The sequence below is a fragment of the Zavarzinella formosa DSM 19928 genome, from assembly GCF_000255705.1.
Classification (GTDB): Bacteria; Planctomycetota; Planctomycetia; order Gemmatales; family Gemmataceae; genus Zavarzinella; species Zavarzinella formosa.
This window is the reverse complement of record NZ_JH636457.1, coordinates 1,577-20,556: the sequence shown is the minus strand read 5'-3', so window position 1 is coordinate 20,556 and position 18,980 is coordinate 1,577. Positions and strand designations below refer to the sequence as shown.

Here is an 18,980-nt window from a genome sequence, read left to right as displayed (position 1 = left end):
TCGGGAAGCTGGGATGGCGCCGGCAAAGTGTACACGGCCGTTTACAACGTGACGGTCACCGACGTGACCTTGAACGCCGTTCAGGCCACCATCAGCGGGGCCAAGAGCGCCGCCAATGTCCTGCAAACCTCGTTCATCCGCGCCGGTCTGTTCTCCATCAACACGACGACGGCCGCCGTGGCGCCGACGGTCGTCTCGGCGACGCCGAGCATCGGCACGATCATCAACGCCCAAGGGGGCGTCGGCGGCTTCAACATCGCGGTGGCCTACGACCAGGTGATGAACACGACCGTCGCGCCGGTCATCACCTTCAGCCGGGTGATCGGCGCCACGCTGACCCCGGCCTCCGGGAGTTGGGATGTCACGGGCAAGATTTACACGGCCGTCTACAACGTGGGCCTCGCCAACGTGACGGACAATGCCGTTCAAGTCACCATCAGCGGCGCCCTGAACGCCGCCGACGTGTCGCAGACATCCTTCACGCGAAGCGGCCTCTTCGCCATCGGCACGACGGCGGCGACGGTTCCGACTCCGACGGCCCCGAGCGTCGTCTCGGCAACGCCAAGCGCCGCCACGATCACCAACGCCCAAGGGGGCGCGAGCGGTTTCAGCATCGCGGTGGCTTACAACCAGACGATGGACACGGCCTTCACGCCGTCAATCACGTTCAGCCCCGGTGTGTCATCGACGCTGACGTTCGCCTCGGGAAGCTGGAACGCCGGGCACACGACCTACACGGCCGTTTACAACGTCGCCGTGGCGACGGTGGCGGACAACGCCGTTCAAGTCACCGTCAGCGGCGGGAAGAACATCGCCGGCCTGCCGCAGACCTCATTTGTTCAGAACGGCGTCTTCGCCATCAACACCACGGTCGTCTCGGCGACGCCGACCGTGGTCTCGGTGACATCCAGCGTGGCGACCATCACCAGCGCCCAGGCAGGCAGCGCCCAGACGGGGGGCGCCACCTTCTCGATCACGGTGGCTTACGACCAGCCGATGGATTCCAACTCCACGCCGCTGATCTCGTTCAGCCCGGACGTTTCCTCAACCCTGTCTCCGGCCTTTGGAAGCTGGAACTTCAATGGCACAACTTACACGACCGTCTACAACGTGGCCGACACTGTTGTCAGCGTCGGCGGAGTTCAAGCCACCGTCAGCGGCGCCAAAGGCCCTTCCGGCAACTTGCAGACGCCCTTCACCCAAAACAACCTGTTCGCAATCAACATGACGCCCGCGGCGCCTCCGAGCGTCAACGAGGCGGAACCGGACATCGCCGTCATCACCAACAGCCAGGCGGGCGCGAACGGTTTCTACATCCGGGCGATCTACAACCGGGTGATGGACGCGGCCGTCAAGCCGGCCATCACCTTCAGCCCCGATGTCAGCGGCGTCCTGACGTTTGCCGCGGGAAGCTGGGACGCCGGACACACGGTCTACACGGCCTACTACAACGTGACGCTTGCCACGGTGACGGACAACGCCGTGCAAGCCACCATCAGCGGCGCCAAGAGCGCGGGCGGGGTCTTGCAAACTCCCTTCGTCCAAAACAGCATGTTCGGCATCAGCACGACGGGGCCATCCCCGAACATCTCGGTGACCCAAAACAATGGCATCTCGCCCATTAACCCCTTCTATTTTGGCGAATCTTTTGTGCCGACCGTTTCCGGCCCGATGACCCAGTTGAATGTGCCTGGCATCAGCCAGTTGACTGTCCTAAGCAGCACGGTCAGTTCGACGAACGTCACTGTCAAGATTTTCCAAGGGGGAATTGACGGTCAGACGGGTTCGGACACTTACGGCCTGCCGACGGGGGCGCTGCTTTATTCCCAAAATGCCACGCTCAGTTTGGGGGACAACGACATTTTCCTCACGACCCCGCCTTCCCTGACAGCCGGCCAGATGTATGTGTGGCAGTTGGTCTTCAATAACAGCATCATTGAGGTCTACGCCCCGCTGGCCACCAACAACCCCTACGCGGCCGGGGACATTTTGGGCGCCCCCGGCATCGGCCGCGATCTGAACTTCCAAGTCTATGTGTGACCGACCCGATTTGATCTTGGCGAATGGAATGGCGGAAACAAACATGCCGGGGGCGCGCCCCCTAAAGCGCCACCCCCGGCCCCCTCCGGACCCGCCAGGCCGGAGACCTTAAAATATTGACAGGTCGGTTTTGCGCAAGCGCTTTACACGCAAACAGATGAATTGTTCGATCTGTAGTCAATTTAGTTTTCGATTGTCGAACACACGACAGGTATTTCGGCAAAAAATGAGAAAGAAGGTTGTCGATCTCAAACACATGTTTGATGACTGACGACGCCTGATGCCCAATTAAGTTGTTGTGATGGAAAGTGAAAAAAAGACCGGCGGGTCGGCCTCGGACCGTCGCCCAATCGGCCACGCGACTCGTGCCCGCCGGTTAAATGAGAATCTAACCCACGATGCCGGGTCAATGCAAGCAAAAAACCACCAAATGCGGAAAAAATCCTCATTTGTCCAAATCCGCGTGATTGCCGTGAGGTATTGCCGCATCCCGTGCGGCGAACACAATGAACTTGCTTGCACGCCTGACGGGTGATTCGTAAATCAGCGGAGAGCAACAACTCCCGTCCAGTGCAATGTCTGACCACAATGCTCACCACTGCGATCACTCTGCTTGACAAACTCCGGATTCCTGGCCACCCCGATGCGTGGCCGAGGTTTGTTCGGCTATATGCCCCTCTGTTGTTGTGCCTCGCCCGGCGACAGGGTTTTAAGGATGCGGACAGCGAGGATCTCATACAAGAAGTGTTTCTCAAACTGATGCGACTCTTCCCGACCTATCAACGGGGTCAGGGGCAGACATTCCGCGGGTGGCTGGCGACTGTCGTGAGAAGCCAGTCGCACGATTTTCGTCGTCGGCGTGCGACCCGGCCGCTGCCAGGGGCGGACGACAAAATGAACGAGGCGGAGGACACGAAATCCGGCAACGACTGGTGGGAGGGGGAGTACCGCCTGCTGCTGGCACGCCGTGCCCTGGACATGATTCGCCGCGATTTTTCGGAGGCGACGTGGGCGGCTTTTTCAGGGATGATGCTGGACGGGAAGCCCGCAGTCGCGGTGGCAGCCGATCTGGGCGTGCGTGAGAATGTCGTCTATCTGGCCAGGCACCGGGTGCTGACTCGCCTGCGGGAAGAGGTGGCGGGTCTGATGGACTAGGACGAAAAACTTTGACGGATTCGGGAAAGTGCCGGCCGGGGGGATGCGTTCTGCAAGGTACTTCTCATCACAGAGAGAAACCATGAGCCGTCCGTCAGACACACAGCTTCGCATGTTCCTCCTCGGCAGCCTGCCTCCCGAAGATGTTGCGACCGTCGTCGCCTGGGTCGAATCGCACCCGTCCGCCGCGGAGACGCTTCGCAATGTTGCAACGCAGGACGACACCCTGACGAGCGTGGTGCGCCAGGCCGCCTTCGTCAAGCTGCCGGTGGCCGCCGAGTACGAGTCGTTAATGCGGACGGCTACCTACGCCTGCTCACCTCGCGACAGCATGCCCCCCGATCCGTCTCTGGCAGCGGACATTGTCGGTTATCGCGTGATCCGGGAACTTGGCCGCGGCGGGATGGGTGTCGTTTACGAGGCGGAGGATGAGAAGCTCGGCCGTCGGGTCGCCCTCAAGGTCATGGTGCCGCCCGCCTCGCTCGACACAAATGCCCGAGAGCGATTCCTTCGGGAAGCTCGCTCCGCCGCGACGGTTGAACACGACAACATCATCCCGGTGTTCCATGTCGGGGAAACGCCGGCCACCCCCTTCCTCAGCATGCCGTTGCTGGCCGGGGAAACATTGACCGACCGGCTCAAACGGGGCCAGCCTTCCCTTTCAGAGACCCTGGAGATTGCCGGGCAGGTGGCCGACGGCCTGGCCGCCGCCCACGGGAAAGGACTCATTCATCGAGACATCAAACCTTCGAACATTTGGTTGGAAACAAACCCGGCTGGCAAGTTCCGCCGCGTTCGCATCCTCGACTTTGGATTGGCACGCGAGGTCAAATCGGACGACAACCTGACCCGCTCGGGCGCGATCATCGGGACTCCAAGTTTCATGGCCCCCGAACAAGCTCGCGGAGAGGAAGTGGACGGTCGGTCCGACCTTTTTAGCCTCGGATGCGTCCTCTATCTCATGACCACCGGGCGGTTGCCGTTCACCGGGCGGGACGTTTTCTCGGTGTTGATGGCGCTCGCCGTTGAGACACCTCCTCCTGCGGTGCAAATCAATGCCGCGGTGCCAGTCGAACTGTCCGACATGATTGATCGGTTGTTGGCCAAAGACCCGGCGCGACGCCCGCAATCGGCGGACGCGGTCTCCAGCGGGCTCGCCAATATCAGAGGGCGTTTTCTGACTCCGCCGCCCCGACCACCCCGGCGGCGGGTCTTCGTTGCGGCCGGATTCCTTGGGTTCGCCGCCGTGGCCATCGCGGGGATTGTCATCATCATCAACCACAAAGACGGAACGCGAACGGAAATTCAGGTCAAGGACGGGACTGAAGCAGAAATTCGGACAGCGAACAGCACGATTACCATCCGCCCCGATTCGACGCCGACGCCTTCGGCGCCGGTCGGCAAAGAGAAAGAATCGGCTGGCAACGAGTTGGTGGACGCGCGCAAAGCAATGTCCGCCGTGATCCTGGCCGGTGGCCGGTTCCTCGCATCAGTCGAAGGCCGGGACATTACGATCGACCGGCCGGATAAGATTCCCGACGGTCCGTTCATCATCTTAACCGCAACCTTGGTCTTGACCGACCGCAACGTCGAACAGTTCCGTCATCTCCCTCCCGTCGTTAATAGCTTGTTCGTGATCGGGACGACCGGAATGACTGACGCCGGTTTCGATCGTCTGACTTCGTACCCCTGTCTCCAGGCTATCAGAGGAGAGTTGGTCCTGAATATCGAACGATCGGGCATGACCGATGCGGGGTTCGAGTACTTGACACGGTTCGACAAGGTGATTGAGATTTTGATTGATGCCAACCCAAAGATTACTTGGGACGGCCTGCGTCACCTCCGCGGCCGGCGCTACCAAAAGTTGACCTTCCACGGGGGACAGCCTCTCACCGAGGCGACAGCCGCTCACTTGTCCGAACTGGGCTGGCTTGGGCGATTCGTAGGGAATATCGCCCCGCCAACCCCGGCCGTCCTGGCCAAGATTGCCAAAATTCCGGGGTTAGAAGAGTCGGGTGTCGACAGGTCGGGGGCCGAAGACCGACTGCGACAGCCACCGAGCGGGTTCGGCGCCCTGAATGATGCCCCGAAGCTGTGGGTTTTCTGCATCAAAAGCGTTGTGTTGACTGGTGCGGATATGAAAGCTCTGGGGGGACTGGTCGGAATACGAAATCTCGTATTTGAGTGGTCATCTTTCCCGGACAACGATATCGGCCTCCTGGCAGGCATGACCGGTCTCGACCGTCTGAATGTGCGGCATACGCAGGTGGCGTCCGGCCTTCAGAATCTGGCCAAGCTGCCCCATCTGAAAGAGTTGTTTCTTGTGGGGTGTGGCATCACGGACGCGGGGATGAAGAACCTCGGGACTCTTCGGCAAGTGACGCAACTCACGTTGGAAGTAAATCCGTTCACAGACGCCGGGCTTGAGCACTTGACCGGAATGACCCAGTTGCGGGGATTAAACTTGCGCGGCACACGGGTCACGCTGGACGGCGTCGTGAAGCTGTCCGGCGCATTACCGCAATTGGTTGTCGACTCCGATTTCGGTGTCTACGAGAAAGGGAAGAAAAAGTGAGAAACCTCGTGCGCAGGCTCGTTGAGAAAAGGCGAATATGACTGTGATCACGATCTGACTTCTGACATTGCCTGCCCTGCTTTTCACGCCATCGCCGTCGGAGTGTGTCGTGTGCGGGATGGCTTGCCGGCTCCTGCCGTGAACGTGTCCGCCGTATTGCCTCCGGGCATCCCGGATCATCTCGCATCCGATGGCGACCGTGACAAATCGGGGGCTTTTCACCAATCCGCAAGCGTCGGCCATTTGCTTCGTGCAAATTCAGCAAGCGCCTTGCCTCATGTGAGATATTCAAGAGCCCCACTGCGTCAGCGGTAGGGGTGGCCGTCACCCTCTGGAAGCCACCCCCGCCGCTCACGCAGCGGGGCTCTTGGAATCATTGGCAGCGGGGCTCTTGGAATCATTGGCAAATGTTGCTGCTTGATTTTGCAATTAGCCGGGCGATCCTTGCGGGAAAGATAAGAATGAGCGTGTGTGAATATTCAAATACGCCGGATTATTTTCTTGACATGCTGACATCATCTTGAGACCATGCCCGCGTTGATGATGTTTTGCCGCCGAAGACTCGCTACCTTTTGCGGCAACCGATTTAAGCGATTAACGAGTTCACCACAACCGGGCAAGGGAAACCATCCCCTTTCACGGAATGACGGCGCGTGACTCTCCGCGCCATCGTCGAACTCCCGCGCCCGGCCGGGCCGGTTCTCGCCGGGTCATTGCCACCGCAATGGCTCCGGGGCGAGAGCTTGTCGGCGCGGGACTGATCGCCTCCCAACCCCCTCGATCACGCATTTTTGCGGGAGACTCTCATGAGCAGCGCATGGACCAAGGCCGATTTGCCCTTTCTCGCCAAGGCGATGGACCACAAACACCATGTCGGCGGCAAGCCAAGGCTGGAGAGGGAGGCGGCGGCCGCGCCGGCCACCGGCTCCGGCGACAAGGTCAACGGGGACATCAGCATCCCCCAACCGCTGACGGTGGATGTGAACGGCACAATGACCCCGGCGGATTACAAGGCCTGCGCGATGGTCATGGCGGTCTGCCAGAACATGGTTCAAAAATCAATCACGGACGCGGCGAAGGTCGCGGGCATCGAGGCGGCCGATGCCTTGAAGAACATGAACGCCTGGGTTCAGGGATATGTTGACTTCCCGTTCCCCTTCTTCAATTTCAAGGACACGCAAAGCGATGTTTATTACAAGGCCGATTTCTCCCTGACCGCCGACCCGGACGTGGTCGAGTCGATCATCAACATCAAGGGTGTCCAGGGCCTGAAGGACGCCGTCGTCGGCGCGTTGAAAAAGTCCGGGGGAAACCTGGCCAGTTACGAGGGAACGGATCGCAAATTCAACTATTTCGGGGTCATCACGGCCTACAACGAAACCGAGATTGCGATGCGGGTCATCAAATACCAGATGAACCTCAAGACCACTGTTGTGGATTCCCTGTGCGTCCATTATTCGCAGACCAATCTGGACACGGCCTACGACACTTATCAATTCGTGGCCGACAAGGATCTGATGATTAAAATGCAGGCCAAAATGGGCGATCAATTAATTGACTATATGGCCACCAAATTGCTTGCTTTCGTCGAGGCCTTCTACGACAAGGAACTGGGTAATTATCAGAAAAATCTGGCCGACCTGCTCAAGGGGGGCTCGTCCTGACTGCCGTGTGATTTTTCCAACCAGCCAAACAACCAACGAGAGGCGGACAACATGTATGACATCGTCACGCTGGAACCCGAGGACAAGGTGGTGATGGCGGCGGTCAACGCCATCATCGCCGGGAACGGCGCGATCCCCGGACCGAACGGGAACTATCGCTTCATCGCGCCGGGCGGCACGAAAGTCGCGGGGGACGGCGGGGCCAAAAACGCCGTGCTGGTCGTGGTGGCCCACGGCAGCCCCGACACGCTTTCCAGTTGCAAAACCTGGCCGCTCTATAAGAGCGATGTGACGGAAGCAGTGGATTGGGCCGGCAAAACCACGGTGTTTCTGGCCGCCTGTTCGACGGCCGGGACGGACGGTGGCAAGTTTTTGCACGGCAACATCGCCAACCAAGTGAAGGCCGACTTCCCCAAGGCGACCGTCTGGGCCTCCGACTGCGACGTCACCGCCGGCACACAAGCCGGGAACTGGCACAAACTCTGATACGGGTGTGGCAAATTTTTTCTGGCACATGTCAGCGGCTTGTATTCGCCCCAAGGGGGCGCTCGATAATAGCCAGGGGCGCAAGCCCCTGGAATCCCGTCATTTGAAGGGGTTTCTGCCCCAACGGGGCAGCACATGATTGTTGTGCCACCCCGTTGGGGTGGATTCCTTTTGGCTGTCGTTGTCCAGGGGCTTCCGCCCCTGGCTATTATCGAGCGCCCCCTTGGGGCGAAAACCAAGAGGCGAAAACTGACCGGACAGGCATGCCAGAAAGATTTGCCAGACCCCTCCGATACTCCCTGCGACCAAAACAGGCTTTTTGTTTGGATTGTGATGTTGAGATTTGTCGGGGTTTTGGTTTCCACAGGTTGTTCTTGGCGAGCCGAGCAGCGTGAGCTGCCGGGTGGCTTGCTGTGGTTGAACCGCTTCCCCTTTACTCAGCCAAACTCAAACCCGTGGCTGAAGTATCTTCCCTGCCGGAAGCCACCCGGCAGCTCACGCTGCTCGGCTCGCCAATACCAACCGATGGCGCCCTGCGCCGCAAGACCGGCCGTTGAGTTGAATCGTTCTCGTGTTGTGTCACGATTCATCCTCACCGGCGTTTTGAATCGTCCGCCGAAGAAACCATGCCTTCTTGTGTCCAATAAGGGTAAACCATGCAAGTCGCCAGATCCGGGGAACCGAGGTTCCAGCGGAGCGAGAAGGAGGCCTCATACAACTTCAGCGGAGGCTTGCCGGGGGCAAACTCGCGGGCATAGCCCAGCATGAATTGATATTCGGGCGTGATGTCCCAAATCATCAGGAAGGACTCGCCATCGGACGACCCCCGGTCAAACTCTCTCGGCAGGCCAAGGTACTTGATGATCGCGTCCGGCGATTCCTTCGACGGGATGCTCGGCAACAGCTTCAAAATTCTGGCCACTTCCTTGGGCCGGGCGGCTTCCTCCATCGGCGGAGTCTGTTCAACATCACTCGGGCCCGGCGGCTTGTCCCTCAAAAACACCATCGTCGCCCCGAAGGCAAGGACGCCGACCGCCAGCAACGCCCTCAAGGAAATCCTCATGGAATGCCTCCGTCGTGAATGGTGATTTCATGCGTCGGCATTGTTTCCTCACGCCGCCGAACAAGCCGGACGTCTTGGATCAAAAGTCAAAATCCTCATTCTTTCCGCTTGCTCTGGTTTTCTTTCTTCCGTTGCTCGGCGGCTTTCTTTTCCTCGGCTTCCAGTTCGGCGAAGGTCTTGATGCCGGTCAGTTCTTCCTCGGGGATCGCGCGGATTTCATTTCTCAGGATGACGCCGTAGGTCACGCGGCCATCCGGGCCGGTCTCGGCTTGCACGATCAGCACGCTGGTCGGCGGATCCTTCTTTTCGTCCCGCTTCAGCACGGCGGCCGCCGGGGGCTTGAGGGGGGCCGGTTTGCCTTTGCCCTCCAGGTGGAACACCGCCTTGCCCGTCTTCACATCGTCGGCGGTGGCCGCGCGATCCAAAGGCAGGATGACGGGAAAGTAGACGGGGTTCCATGTGCTGAGGTGAAACAATTCCGTTTCCCGGTCCATCCCCCGACGGTATGTTCCGGCGAAGCGATCAAACGCGGACTTCAACGCGATCAATCGTTTGTCGGCGTCTTTGAACATCGGGTGGCATACCGGCAGCCCGATCACCAAGCCGGCCAGTTTCTCCGCGGCGACATCGCAGGCACGCTCATCAGCCTCATTGCGACGAACCGCCGGATCGGACAAAAATTCCGGCACCCCGCTTCCTCCGCCACCGCTCTTGTCCTTGCGCCAGAGATATTTTTCTTCAATGGAAAAACGGTATCCGGTTGGCGTCGTGTCATCCAAAGCCTGCCGCAAGATTGTCAGGCAAAACGGATGTGAAAACCAAATTTCCCCGTTGGAGCCTTGATTGCGAGGATTGAGCAACTGCCGGGTGACGACCTTGTGCAGCGGATGTTTTGGATCGGCCAGGGCCTTGAGGGCCTGATCGGCTTCCGGCGTGCGATCATGGGACAACGCCCTGACGATTTCCTTCAATTCGCCTCCCTCTTCGTCATCGGGCGGCAGGATTTTTCCGGCCCGGAAATCCTCGACAAAGGAGCGGAACGGCTTGGGATCCCCGAGATCATGCGCGACGAGCGCCCATAAGCGCCGCCCGCGAATCGTCCGGTCGCCGGCGGATCGTTTCGCCATTTCCGGGGCCATTCGCTTGTCGCCCAGTTTCGCCAGCGCCGAGAGATAAGTCCCCTCGATGCCGTGCCGGCGGTATTCCTTGATTTCCGAATCTTTCGTGTTGGCGTCATAATCCTTGAGGTCGGCGTCCATCGCGGCCAGAATCGCCTCGGCGACGGTCGGCTTGTCAAACTTCGACACGATCCGGTTTGGCTTGCCGGGCGGCTCGTCGCCGATGATGGTGACGCCAATCGTTGTTTGCAAGGCGCGTTCCTCTCCGAAGGACGCGAGGTTATCCGCGGCCTCCCGTTTGGAATCAAAGCTGGTCTTCGGATCGGTCAACACCCGCATCATCCGCTCGTCAAACGGCAGCTGGCCGTACTCCTTCCAATAAGCCCGGAGATGTTTCACAAGGTCTTTGGCCGTTTCGTCGCCACGGCCGGTGAGATTGTCGCCGGTGGAGACCGGCCGGAACACGCGCACGCGCAGGATCGACATCAACGCCGTCAACTCCGCCTCGCGGACACCGAGAACCGTCCGGCTCCGGGCGAAATCACGCCAGAAATGGACGGAGCGGGTCAGCCGGTCCTCGTGTTCCATCGCGTCGATGAGCGAAGGAACGGCCGCGTCGCCCAGCCGGATCAACTCCCGCACCCGCAAATCGGAGGCAAGATCGATGCCGCCGGGCTGCCCCCATTGCCGCTCGTCCGTCTCATCCAAGGCCTCGATCCAATAATCGGCCTTCTTTTTGGGGGGCCATTTGTCGAAACCGTCGGGCCGCTTCTCGTCCGGCGTTTTGCCGAACGTCCCCTTCTTTTGCCGCCGTTTCAAATCGGCGACGATACGGGCGGCCTGCTGGCAATCCCTGCCCTTGGCCTCCTCCGGGTAGAGCCGCAGCAATCGCTCGCCGTGGGCCAGCGCCTCCTCGTCCGCCCGCACCATGTAGGCATGGACCATCCCGGCGAAGGCCGACCAAGCCAGATCGTTCCGCAAACGCTTTCGCGGTTCTTCCTTTCCAACGCGGGCGGCGGCCAGCGCCTTGGCGGCCAGTTCCTCTTCCCCGAGGCGAAAAAGCCACGCCGCCATCACCAAGTTGTCATCATGCAATGCCCCGACCGCCGTTCGCACCATGTGATCAAGGGCTTCGTCGGACGCTTCCCGGTCTTTTTTGTTCGGATCATAGAGGGCTTTGCAGACGGATTTGAAATCGATCTTCTTGATCTCGTTCTTGTCCGGGGCCGGAACCGAGCCGCCGTCAATGAAGAAGACGCGATCCGGATTGCCATCCTTGCCGGCCACCAGCCAGCCTTCCGTCGTCTTTTTTTCCGATCTCGTCCAGACCGTGCGAATGACAACCGGGACGGAAACCCGCTCGGCCCCCGCCGGGTCGAAGAGGAAGTCTTTCACCAGCGCGGCCAAAAACTTTTTGTCCTCGTCCGTGAGACGGGCGGCCTTCTCCGCAGCGGGCATTCGCCCGGCCGACAACGGAAAAACGCAGATCAGCAAGGCGGCCCAACAGACCGTCCAAGAGCGGGCAAGCATGGTTTCCTCCGGAGAGTTTGCCTGACGGGCGGAGCGGAAAAATCGCAATCGCCTCACGAGTTCGACAAAGGGATCATATGCCGAGTTCCCGAACATGTCGGCAAACCCAGCCGCACCCGGCGCCGCGCATGGATGATGGCCGATACCCGGTGCGCCCGGAAACACCCGGCCCGGACGTTTTGAAGTTGCGCTTTTTGAGGTTTTGGTTTTCCAGTGTGTTTTTAGTATTGGCGAGCCGAGCAGCGTGAGCTGCCGGGTGGCTTCCCGTGGTCGAACCGCTTCCCCTTTACTCAGCCTGATTCTCGCCCGTGGCTGAAGCGCCTTCCCCGCCGGGAGCCACCCGGCAGCTCACGCTGCTCGGCTCGCCAAAACCAAGACGAGCCGGATGGCTCGCCAAGACCAAGACGAGCCGTTCGGGGTTGATCGGGGCAACGGGAAGGCTTGAAACGCGGGCCGGGCGAGGTATCCTCATCCGGACCTCATGTCGGAACTCGCGGTTCGTCCGGGCGACCACCCGGATCAATCATTCCTCCTCATCAAGGCGCGGCCGGATGCTTCGGTTATTGGGCGGCATGGCAACCATCATTTTCGGCCTGACCGGGCTGGGGATCGCCACGCTCTTGTTTGTGATGGGCGGCTGGCAGGTCTTCAACTACCGCACCTTGTTCCTGATATTCTCCGGTTGCAGTTTCATCGGCCTGGGCTACCGCTGGATGCGGGAGGGAATCACACAACTTCAAGAACAAGTCGACCGCGACCAACGCCGCGCCCAAAAACGCCTCCGGCCAAAAAAACGAAAACGCCCCAGCCGGGACGATGACGATGACGATGACGATGATGACGATGACCGTCCCCGGCCCAAGCGCCGCCGACTGGATGATTATTGAAACCAGCCGGATTGGCTTGCTCCTCTTATCCCCAAAAAAATACCCGCAAAGCCATCTCAAACTTGGCTGGCCGCCATGTGTTTGCGCCGGTCGATTGGGCGGTCATCGCTCGGTTAACAGAAACGCCACGAAAATCATCATTATTTTCTTGAAACAGATTGGCCAAACGACTAGCTTGAGCGAAATCTCGCGTCAACAAGCCAAATGCCGGACATCGCAAGGGCAATCCGCTTGATTGACTAACAGTCTTGGTTTCTCGCAAACCGCTTCCGAATGGTCTTGTCGGCGCCGCTTTCTTATTTACGGAATGAATTAATCCATTGTCGCCCCTTCCAAACCGGCGTGATGGATCCGGCGCCGGCATCGAAAAAAATACGGGGCAACATTCTCAACTGACGGATAATCAATGCGAATTGAAAGCATCGAAATCAGTGAAATTGATCATGGCGACGGACTGGGCCCATGCAAACTGCGAGACCTCAAGAAAATTGTCTTGCTGGCGGGGCCCAATGGTTCCGGAAAAACACGCCTGATGCATCGCATTGACAAATTTGACCAGGTGTCGGCCAGATTGTTGGAACGCAATCTCCACAAGCTCATTTTCACGGAGGTCAGGGGATTCTTAAGTCGTGAACAACCTTCCGGCCCATACAGCCTGGAACAGGCCGACAAAGCACTGAACGAAGCCCTGTCGTTGTCAGTCGTGGATGCCAACGACACACAAATGCAAGCATGTCATTTGGGGGCGATCGCGACCGGGGAAGACAATGAAAAAGGGGACAAAATCAGGGCTTTGCCCCTGAATGTCACCTCGGTGAAACTGGCGGATGTTTCCGATCTCAGCGCCACCAAGATCACGCAGGGCTACGAGCAGATTTTAAATAATAATTTTGGCGATTTGAACCTCCACTGCATCTCATATGTGAAATCGGTCGTGAATTTATGCCTGGATGCCAGCCGCCCCGGCGCCAATATGAGTCCGGCATCCAGAACCGTCGCGATTGAAAATTTCAAGAGATTGAAAGAACTGATGCTTGCCCTGCTCAAAGGGAATCTGGAGGAAGGGCTGGGGAAGTATTCCGAGCCAATATTATCGGGCAGGCCGATCAAAGATTCGGAGCTGTCCGAGGGGCACAAGGTAATTTTGCAGTGGGTCGTCGTGCTGCACGCCCTTCACGCCCGCCCCGGCAACATCATTATCACACTGGACGAGCCGGAGAATCACTTGCATCCGGAGGTGCTGATCGATGCCATTCGATTGCTGCTGGACGCCAACAAATTCGGGCAGCTTTGGATTTCAACACATTCAGTCCCCTTGATCGCTTATTTGTTCGTCGAACAACGGGACGATCTGTCACTGTACTTTATGTGCGAGGGATTGGCGCGTTTTGCCGGCCGGGAACCGGAAAAGATCACGGAATCGTTGCTGGGCGGAGACAGGAATATCGCCTATCTCCGGACGTTTGTGGACGTGCCCGCGCAATTGGCGGCGGACTTGTTTGCGGCCGAATGCCTCATGCTGCCCACCGTGGTCGCCGAGAGTTCCGGGAAGGATCCCCAAATCGAGGCGATTCAAGAGCTTCTCGCCCGGTGTGTGACAGGCAGCAAAGTGAAGGTGCTGGACTACGGCGCCGGCGAGGGCCGGTTGCTGGGCACCATGTGCGAAACCAAGTCCGTGAAAGAAATCAAATCGACAATTGATTATGTCGCGTTCGACAATCGCCTGCGGGAAAGATGCGGCGAAATCATCGATGAAGTCTACGGGCCGGGAAGCAGAACAAAACGAATGTTCGGCGGGCAAAACGAAATGGTTTTGCATCATCAACCCCATGGTTTCGACGCCGTGGTGATGTGCAATGTGCTGCACGAGATCAGTCCGTTCAAATGGCTCGAATTGTTTGGGAGCGTGGGGGATGTCTGTCGCGCCTTGAAGCCAAACGGCGTCTTGATACTCGTCGAAGATTATCAGATGCCCCGGGGAGAAATGGCGCACGAGTTCGGTTTCATTGTGCTGGACACGGCGGCCCTGGCGGCCCTTTTTGACAGCAATCAAGATTCCGAAGACAAGAGAATCGTGCTGGCCAGCGCGTCCGGCAAGTATCAGGGCCGAATCAAGGGGCATGCGATTCCCGCGTGCCTTTTCAATCGTGTCACCCACTCGACCATCCAACTGGCCCTGAAACTTGCGGAAGGGAACGCCAAACAAAAAATCAACGAGATTCGGGAAGCCAAATCCGTCAGTGAAAAGAACCGGTTTCGCTCCGGCCAGGAGCATTCGTTTTGGGTTCAGCAATTTGCCAACATACGTCTGGTGCTGGATTCGTATTGACGCGTCCGGCGTCGATTGTCCGCTTCATCAAGGATAAAACCCATGTCCGATCATCCGCTGTACATCACCACCGGCGATCCGAATTTCCACGACCTGTGCGGAGGCCGCAGTTCCGCCGGCGGCATCCGCATCAGACACCATGAATCCGGCATCGATCCGCTCTCGGTCGTCATTGCCGGCGTGGCCGGCACGGGAAAAACAACACTGGCGATCCAACTGGCCTGCAAAACACTGGAGCGCAACAATAAATTCGTGACGGCCAATCCCAAATGGGGCAATGACCGGATATGGCCGTCGAACTCCATGGGCATTGTCTACACGCTGGATCAAACGCCGGAGGAGATCGCCGAATCCATTGTCAATTTTGGCTGGCTTGACAGAAAAGATTTGTTGCTCGTCGACGGCCGGCAGAAAGTCAAATCCATCCGGCAAGGCATGACCGGGCTGGACAAGCCGCCGGTTCTTGTCATTCGCGCCGTGCCTTTTGAAATCGACATGGCGGGGCTGAGCGCGCTGATTTTAACCGACACCCGTGACGAACGACTCGGCGGGCGGGTGAGGCTGGTCGTGATCGACAGCGTCAACACCATCCGCCACAAGACCAACGAGCGGGAGGGCTATCTTTCCACTTTTCGCAAGTTGTTGCGCCCGTTTGCCGGGCCGGAGGAGGCGATCAATGCCGAGGAGTCGGATGATCGATCCAATCGCTTTTGCACGCTCCTCACCCTTGAAATTGATCCGAATGCCCCGCTTCACGAAGAGTATTATCCGGACTGTGTGATCAAACTGGACCGGGACCGGGACGCCTATGGCCGGAGAGGCATCGAAATCCGCAAGGCCCGGCAGCAGGAACATTTGATTGGCATCCACGACATGAGGATCGAGCGATCCAAGGGCATCCGGGTGTTTCCCTCCATTTCTTCCCGCGCCTGGCAGGTCGAGTCGGCCTCCCGCTCCCGACAGGCGGAGTCGCGTGCCGAAAGCTCAAAACAACCCTCCGGCGCCGTTGACAAAATGGCATCCGCCGCCGGGGAAGCCGGGCGTTCTCCCGAGGCGGAGCGAGACTTGATCCAAGGCAGTCCGACAACAAAATTCGGCTGCGACCGGGTGGACAATCTCCTTGAAACAGAACGTTTGATCCAAGGCAGCTCCACGCTCTTGTGGGGGGAGCCGGGTTCCGGCAAAACTGATTTGTGTGTGCAGTTTTTGGCCGCGGGCCTTGAGCAGAACTCCTCGGGCGTGCTTCTGGTCACCACGAAAGTGGACCCGACCACCTTCTCCGACATGCTCGTCAAAGAGTTGCAGACTCGCAACTCCCCGGAGAACAATCGAAAAAAAGTCGCGGATCATTTGAAGATTGTCGAGGCCATGGATCCGTTTCGGTCGCATGCCGTGACCTTCGCGGATGTGGTGGATCGTTGCGATGATGCCAGACAATCCGAGATACCGATCAAACGCGCGGTTGTTTTCGGACTTGGCCTTTTGGAGGAAAATCCCCTGGCGCGCGACGAGCAATGGCGATTCATCAGCGTGCTGATCGCCTTTCTCCGAAGTCATGATATTTCCACCTTAGTCGTGGACTGGCCGATTGAAGTTTCGCTGCACGCGGACCATGCCCGTCCCAGGGCCAGCAAATTGTGCGCGAATGAGATTTTCACCAGGTCCAACCCCACCACTCGCAAATCTGAAATCGAAGTCACCCGGTGGAATCATGCCGCCATTCCCGTGAGATCAAATCGCATCAGCAACAAGAAAAAAAGCAAATGATTGCCGATTGCTTTGTCGAAATCCTGAGCATCAGGAATTGGTCGTCCGTCGCCAATCCGTCGGAGGCGGCTGCGTCAGCGACGCCCAACCTTGGGCCGGGGAAATGGCTGGTTCCAAAAGGGAAGCAAACTTTACCCGGAAGGTTGAGCGTCACTCACGCAGTCGCTTCCGACGGACATTAGAACCAAGGTTTCACCTGCCTCCCCGGCCCAAACGCCGCCGGCTGGATGATTATTGAACTTCGGCCGGGCGGCTGAATGTCTTGGCGAGCCGAGCAGCATCAGCTGCCGGGTAGCTTCCGGCGGGCGAACCGCCTCCCCTTTACTCAGCCTGATTTTTGCCCGTGGCTAAAGCATCTTCACCGCCGGGAGCCACCCGGCAGCTGACGCTGCTCGGCTCGCCAATACCAAGACGAGCCGGATGGCTCGCCATGACATCCAGAAGCGGCTTGGTTAATGTGCGTGATGAGCGGCCTCCGTTCATGAATCACTCTCGCCCGGATTCGATGCTTGATTTCATCAAGCTGCTTGCGAGAAGGCCGTGGTCAACCTCCCAAAGGAAAAGAATTTTGTTCCCCCCAGAACAACACGGGCGGCCGGGAGTTAAACCAGGCGATTCCAATCATTTCCCAAGGCGAGGGACTGTCGAAACGACGCCAGCATCTGATATATTTTGCCTGTGTTAATAATCCGATTGTCACTTTCTGGCCTCTATCAAGCGCAAACCACATATAAGGTTCTTTTTTGAATTCTTCGTCAGGAATGATTTCGTCATAGGCTTTGAAGGGAACAAAAGCCTTGCAATTGTTGGCGGAGATCCGGCTGTCGACAATCCCTTGCAAAAAACTTATTAAACTCTTGTCTTCCTCCGAGTTGCCCTCGGGCAGATCAACAAAACAATCTTCATATGCGGCCACAGGATCAGCAACTGGCTTTGCTCTGGCATTCTTCAAATAGGCGAGCGTGAGCAGAAAATTCGCCGCAAGGGAAGCCGCCAAAATGATGTAAACAATCTTTCGGGGTTTGGCAGTTGTCATTTTTGTCTTCCCTCAGCCAAATTTGGCCATCGATGACAAGTACCATTGTCGCCGGAGTCAGCGGCCGAACAAGTGGGGCGCGGCAAATCATTCTGGCACACATCAGCCTCTTGGTTTTCGCCCCAAGGGGGCGCTCGATAATAGCCAGGGGCGGAAGCCCCTGGAATCCCGTCATTTACAGAGTTTTCTGCCCCAACGGGGCAGCACATAATTGTTGTGCCACCCCGTTGGGGTGGATTTCTTTTGGCGGTCATTGCCCAGGGGCTTCCGCCCCTGGCTATTATCGAGCGCCCCCTTGGGGCGAAAACCAAGAGGCAAAAAACCGACCAGACAGGCATGCCAGAAAGATTTGCCAGACCCGGCAAGATGTTTGATGAATCGATTGTCTTGACGAGCCAATCTTCGAGAGAAGCCGGGTGGCTTCCAGTGGTCGAACCGCTTCCCCTTTACTCAGCCTGATTCATGCCCGTGGTAGAAGCGATTTCTCCGCCGGGAGCTTACGCTGTTCGGCTCGCCAAGACGAAGACGAGCCGGTTGGCTCGTCAATACAAGAACTGTGGCTGCTTTACTTCTTCTTTTTCGTTTTCGGTTCAGTCCCGACCGCCTTCAGCGCCTCGTCCCTTTGCGCCATCAAACTCACATACGCATCCCACATGACGGCCTCTTCCTCGGTGGCGATTCGTTGGTCGCCGTTGGGGTAGATTTTGAAGGGGATCAATCTCCCGGCGCCGGGGTGGCGTTCGAGGCGGTAAGGGATCGAGGGGTTGGTGGTCGGTTCGCTCATGGTCAGATTCTCGCCAGGGGTTTTAACAGGGGGGCGATGGTTTGAGTCGCGGAAGGATAGCCGGTCACCATTTCCACGGCATAGCTGAGGGTGTCCACGATGTCGTCGTGGGAATCCTCGCGGGTGCCGGTGAAGCGGACGAGTTCGGCCTCCACATCCGCGCGCGGGAACAACGGATCGACCGCCGGGAGATAGAGGCGGCCGGAGGCGGCGAAGGCCATCGCGGGGGTGGCGTGGACGAGCTTGTCCTGCCCGGCCTTGTCCAGCGGCACGCAGGCCATCACCGGGTCGGTCCAGCGCTCGGCCAGTTGCAGCACCGCGCGGTTGGCGGCGATGGCCTCGATGCCCACCACGCGCGGCTGATGTCGCTTGGCCGAGCGGGCGAGACGCGGCACGATGTCCGGGATGTCGGCCCGGAAACGATCGCAGCCCAGCCACACCAGATCGGCCCACGGCGACACGCACCAGGCCGAGACCACCGTGAAGTCCGAGGTCGTTTTCTCGGAAGCGGCCGGGTCCACCGTCAAAAATCGCCACGCCCCGCCG

14 protein-coding genes are annotated in these 18,980 nt (G+C 58.6%); 9 read left to right on the top strand and 5 right to left on the bottom strand.

Going from position 1 to position 18,980, the window contains the following annotated elements; genetic code table 11:
- The 6 genes from BGIM_RS66315 to BGIM_RS64460 all read left to right on the top strand — a co-directional run.
- The coding region (locus tag BGIM_RS66315; RefSeq protein ID WP_193789099.1) for a hypothetical protein at positions 1 to 2,040 on the top strand (2,040 nt) is incomplete at its 5' end.
- 588 nt (positions 2,041 to 2,628) lie between these two features.
- Positions 2,629 to 3,195 (top strand): RNA polymerase sigma factor, encoded by a 567-nt coding sequence (locus BGIM_RS0146915; RefSeq protein ID WP_029632187.1) that lies wholly within the window; start codon positions 2,629 to 2,631, stop codon positions 3,193 to 3,195.
- Between the two features lie 82 nt (positions 3,196 to 3,277).
- The gene (locus tag BGIM_RS59640; protein WP_162136363.1) at positions 3,278 to 5,770 is read left to right on the top strand and encodes a protein kinase domain-containing protein; all 2,493 of its coding nucleotides are present in this window, start codon (positions 3,278 to 3,280) and stop codon (positions 5,768 to 5,770) included.
- 806 nt (positions 5,771 to 6,576) lie between these two features.
- Complete coding sequence (locus tag BGIM_RS0146905; protein WP_020476487.1) at positions 6,577 to 7,434, top strand: hypothetical protein; 858 nt, start codon at positions 6,577 to 6,579, stop codon at positions 7,432 to 7,434.
- 51 nt (positions 7,435 to 7,485) lie between these two features.
- Positions 7,486 to 7,920 (top strand): hypothetical protein, encoded by a 435-nt coding sequence (locus tag BGIM_RS0146900; protein ID WP_020476486.1) that lies wholly within the window; start codon positions 7,486 to 7,488, stop codon positions 7,918 to 7,920.
- A 413-nt stretch (positions 7,921 to 8,333) separates the two neighbouring features.
- The gene (locus BGIM_RS64460) at positions 8,334 to 8,477 is read left to right on the top strand and encodes a hypothetical protein (RefSeq protein ID WP_157370001.1); all 144 of its coding nucleotides are present in this window, start codon (positions 8,334 to 8,336) and stop codon (positions 8,475 to 8,477) included.
- 35 nt (positions 8,478 to 8,512) lie between these two features.
- Here the strand turns inward: BGIM_RS64460 and BGIM_RS0146895 are convergent, their stop codons facing one another.
- Positions 8,513 to 8,983, bottom strand: a complete 471-nt coding sequence (locus BGIM_RS0146895; RefSeq protein ID WP_020476485.1) for a hypothetical protein — start codon at positions 8,981 to 8,983, stop codon at positions 8,513 to 8,515.
- 95 nt (positions 8,984 to 9,078) lie between these two features.
- Positions 9,079 to 11,631, bottom strand: a complete 2,553-nt coding sequence (locus tag BGIM_RS0146890; protein WP_157370000.1) for a hypothetical protein — start codon at positions 11,629 to 11,631, stop codon at positions 9,079 to 9,081.
- Positions 11,632 to 11,939: 308 nt separating this feature from the next.
- Here BGIM_RS0146890 and BGIM_RS67720 point away from each other — a divergent pair, with 308 nt between their 5' ends.
- From BGIM_RS67720 to BGIM_RS0146870, 3 genes are all read left to right on the top strand, one after another.
- Positions 11,940 to 12,518, top strand: coding sequence for a hypothetical protein (locus BGIM_RS67720; RefSeq protein ID WP_029632184.1), 579 nt, complete (start codon positions 11,940 to 11,942; stop codon positions 12,516 to 12,518).
- 532 nt (positions 12,519 to 13,050) lie between these two features.
- The gene (locus BGIM_RS0146875; protein WP_157369999.1) at positions 13,051 to 14,847 is read left to right on the top strand and encodes an AAA family ATPase; all 1,797 of its coding nucleotides are present in this window, start codon (positions 13,051 to 13,053) and stop codon (positions 14,845 to 14,847) included.
- A gap of 42 nt (positions 14,848 to 14,889) precedes the next feature.
- Entirely contained in the window at positions 14,890 to 16,614 is a 1,725-nt protein-coding gene (locus tag BGIM_RS0146870; protein ID WP_020476481.1) for an RAD55 family ATPase, read from the top strand.
- 544 nt (positions 16,615 to 17,158) lie between these two features.
- Here BGIM_RS0146870 and BGIM_RS0146865 read toward each other — a convergent pair.
- The 3 genes from BGIM_RS0146865 to BGIM_RS56435 form a co-directional block, all read right to left on the bottom strand.
- Complete coding sequence (locus BGIM_RS0146865; protein WP_020476480.1) at positions 17,159 to 17,650, bottom strand: hypothetical protein; 492 nt, start codon at positions 17,648 to 17,650, stop codon at positions 17,159 to 17,161.
- Between the two features lie 565 nt (positions 17,651 to 18,215).
- Entirely contained in the window at positions 18,216 to 18,434 is a 219-nt protein-coding gene (locus BGIM_RS65445; protein ID WP_020476479.1) for a hypothetical protein, read from the bottom strand.
- 2 nt (positions 18,435 to 18,436) lie between these two features.
- Positions 18,437 to 18,980: phage terminase large subunit family protein (locus tag BGIM_RS56435; RefSeq protein ID WP_040892424.1), on the bottom strand; the 544-nt coding region annotated here is incomplete at its 5' end.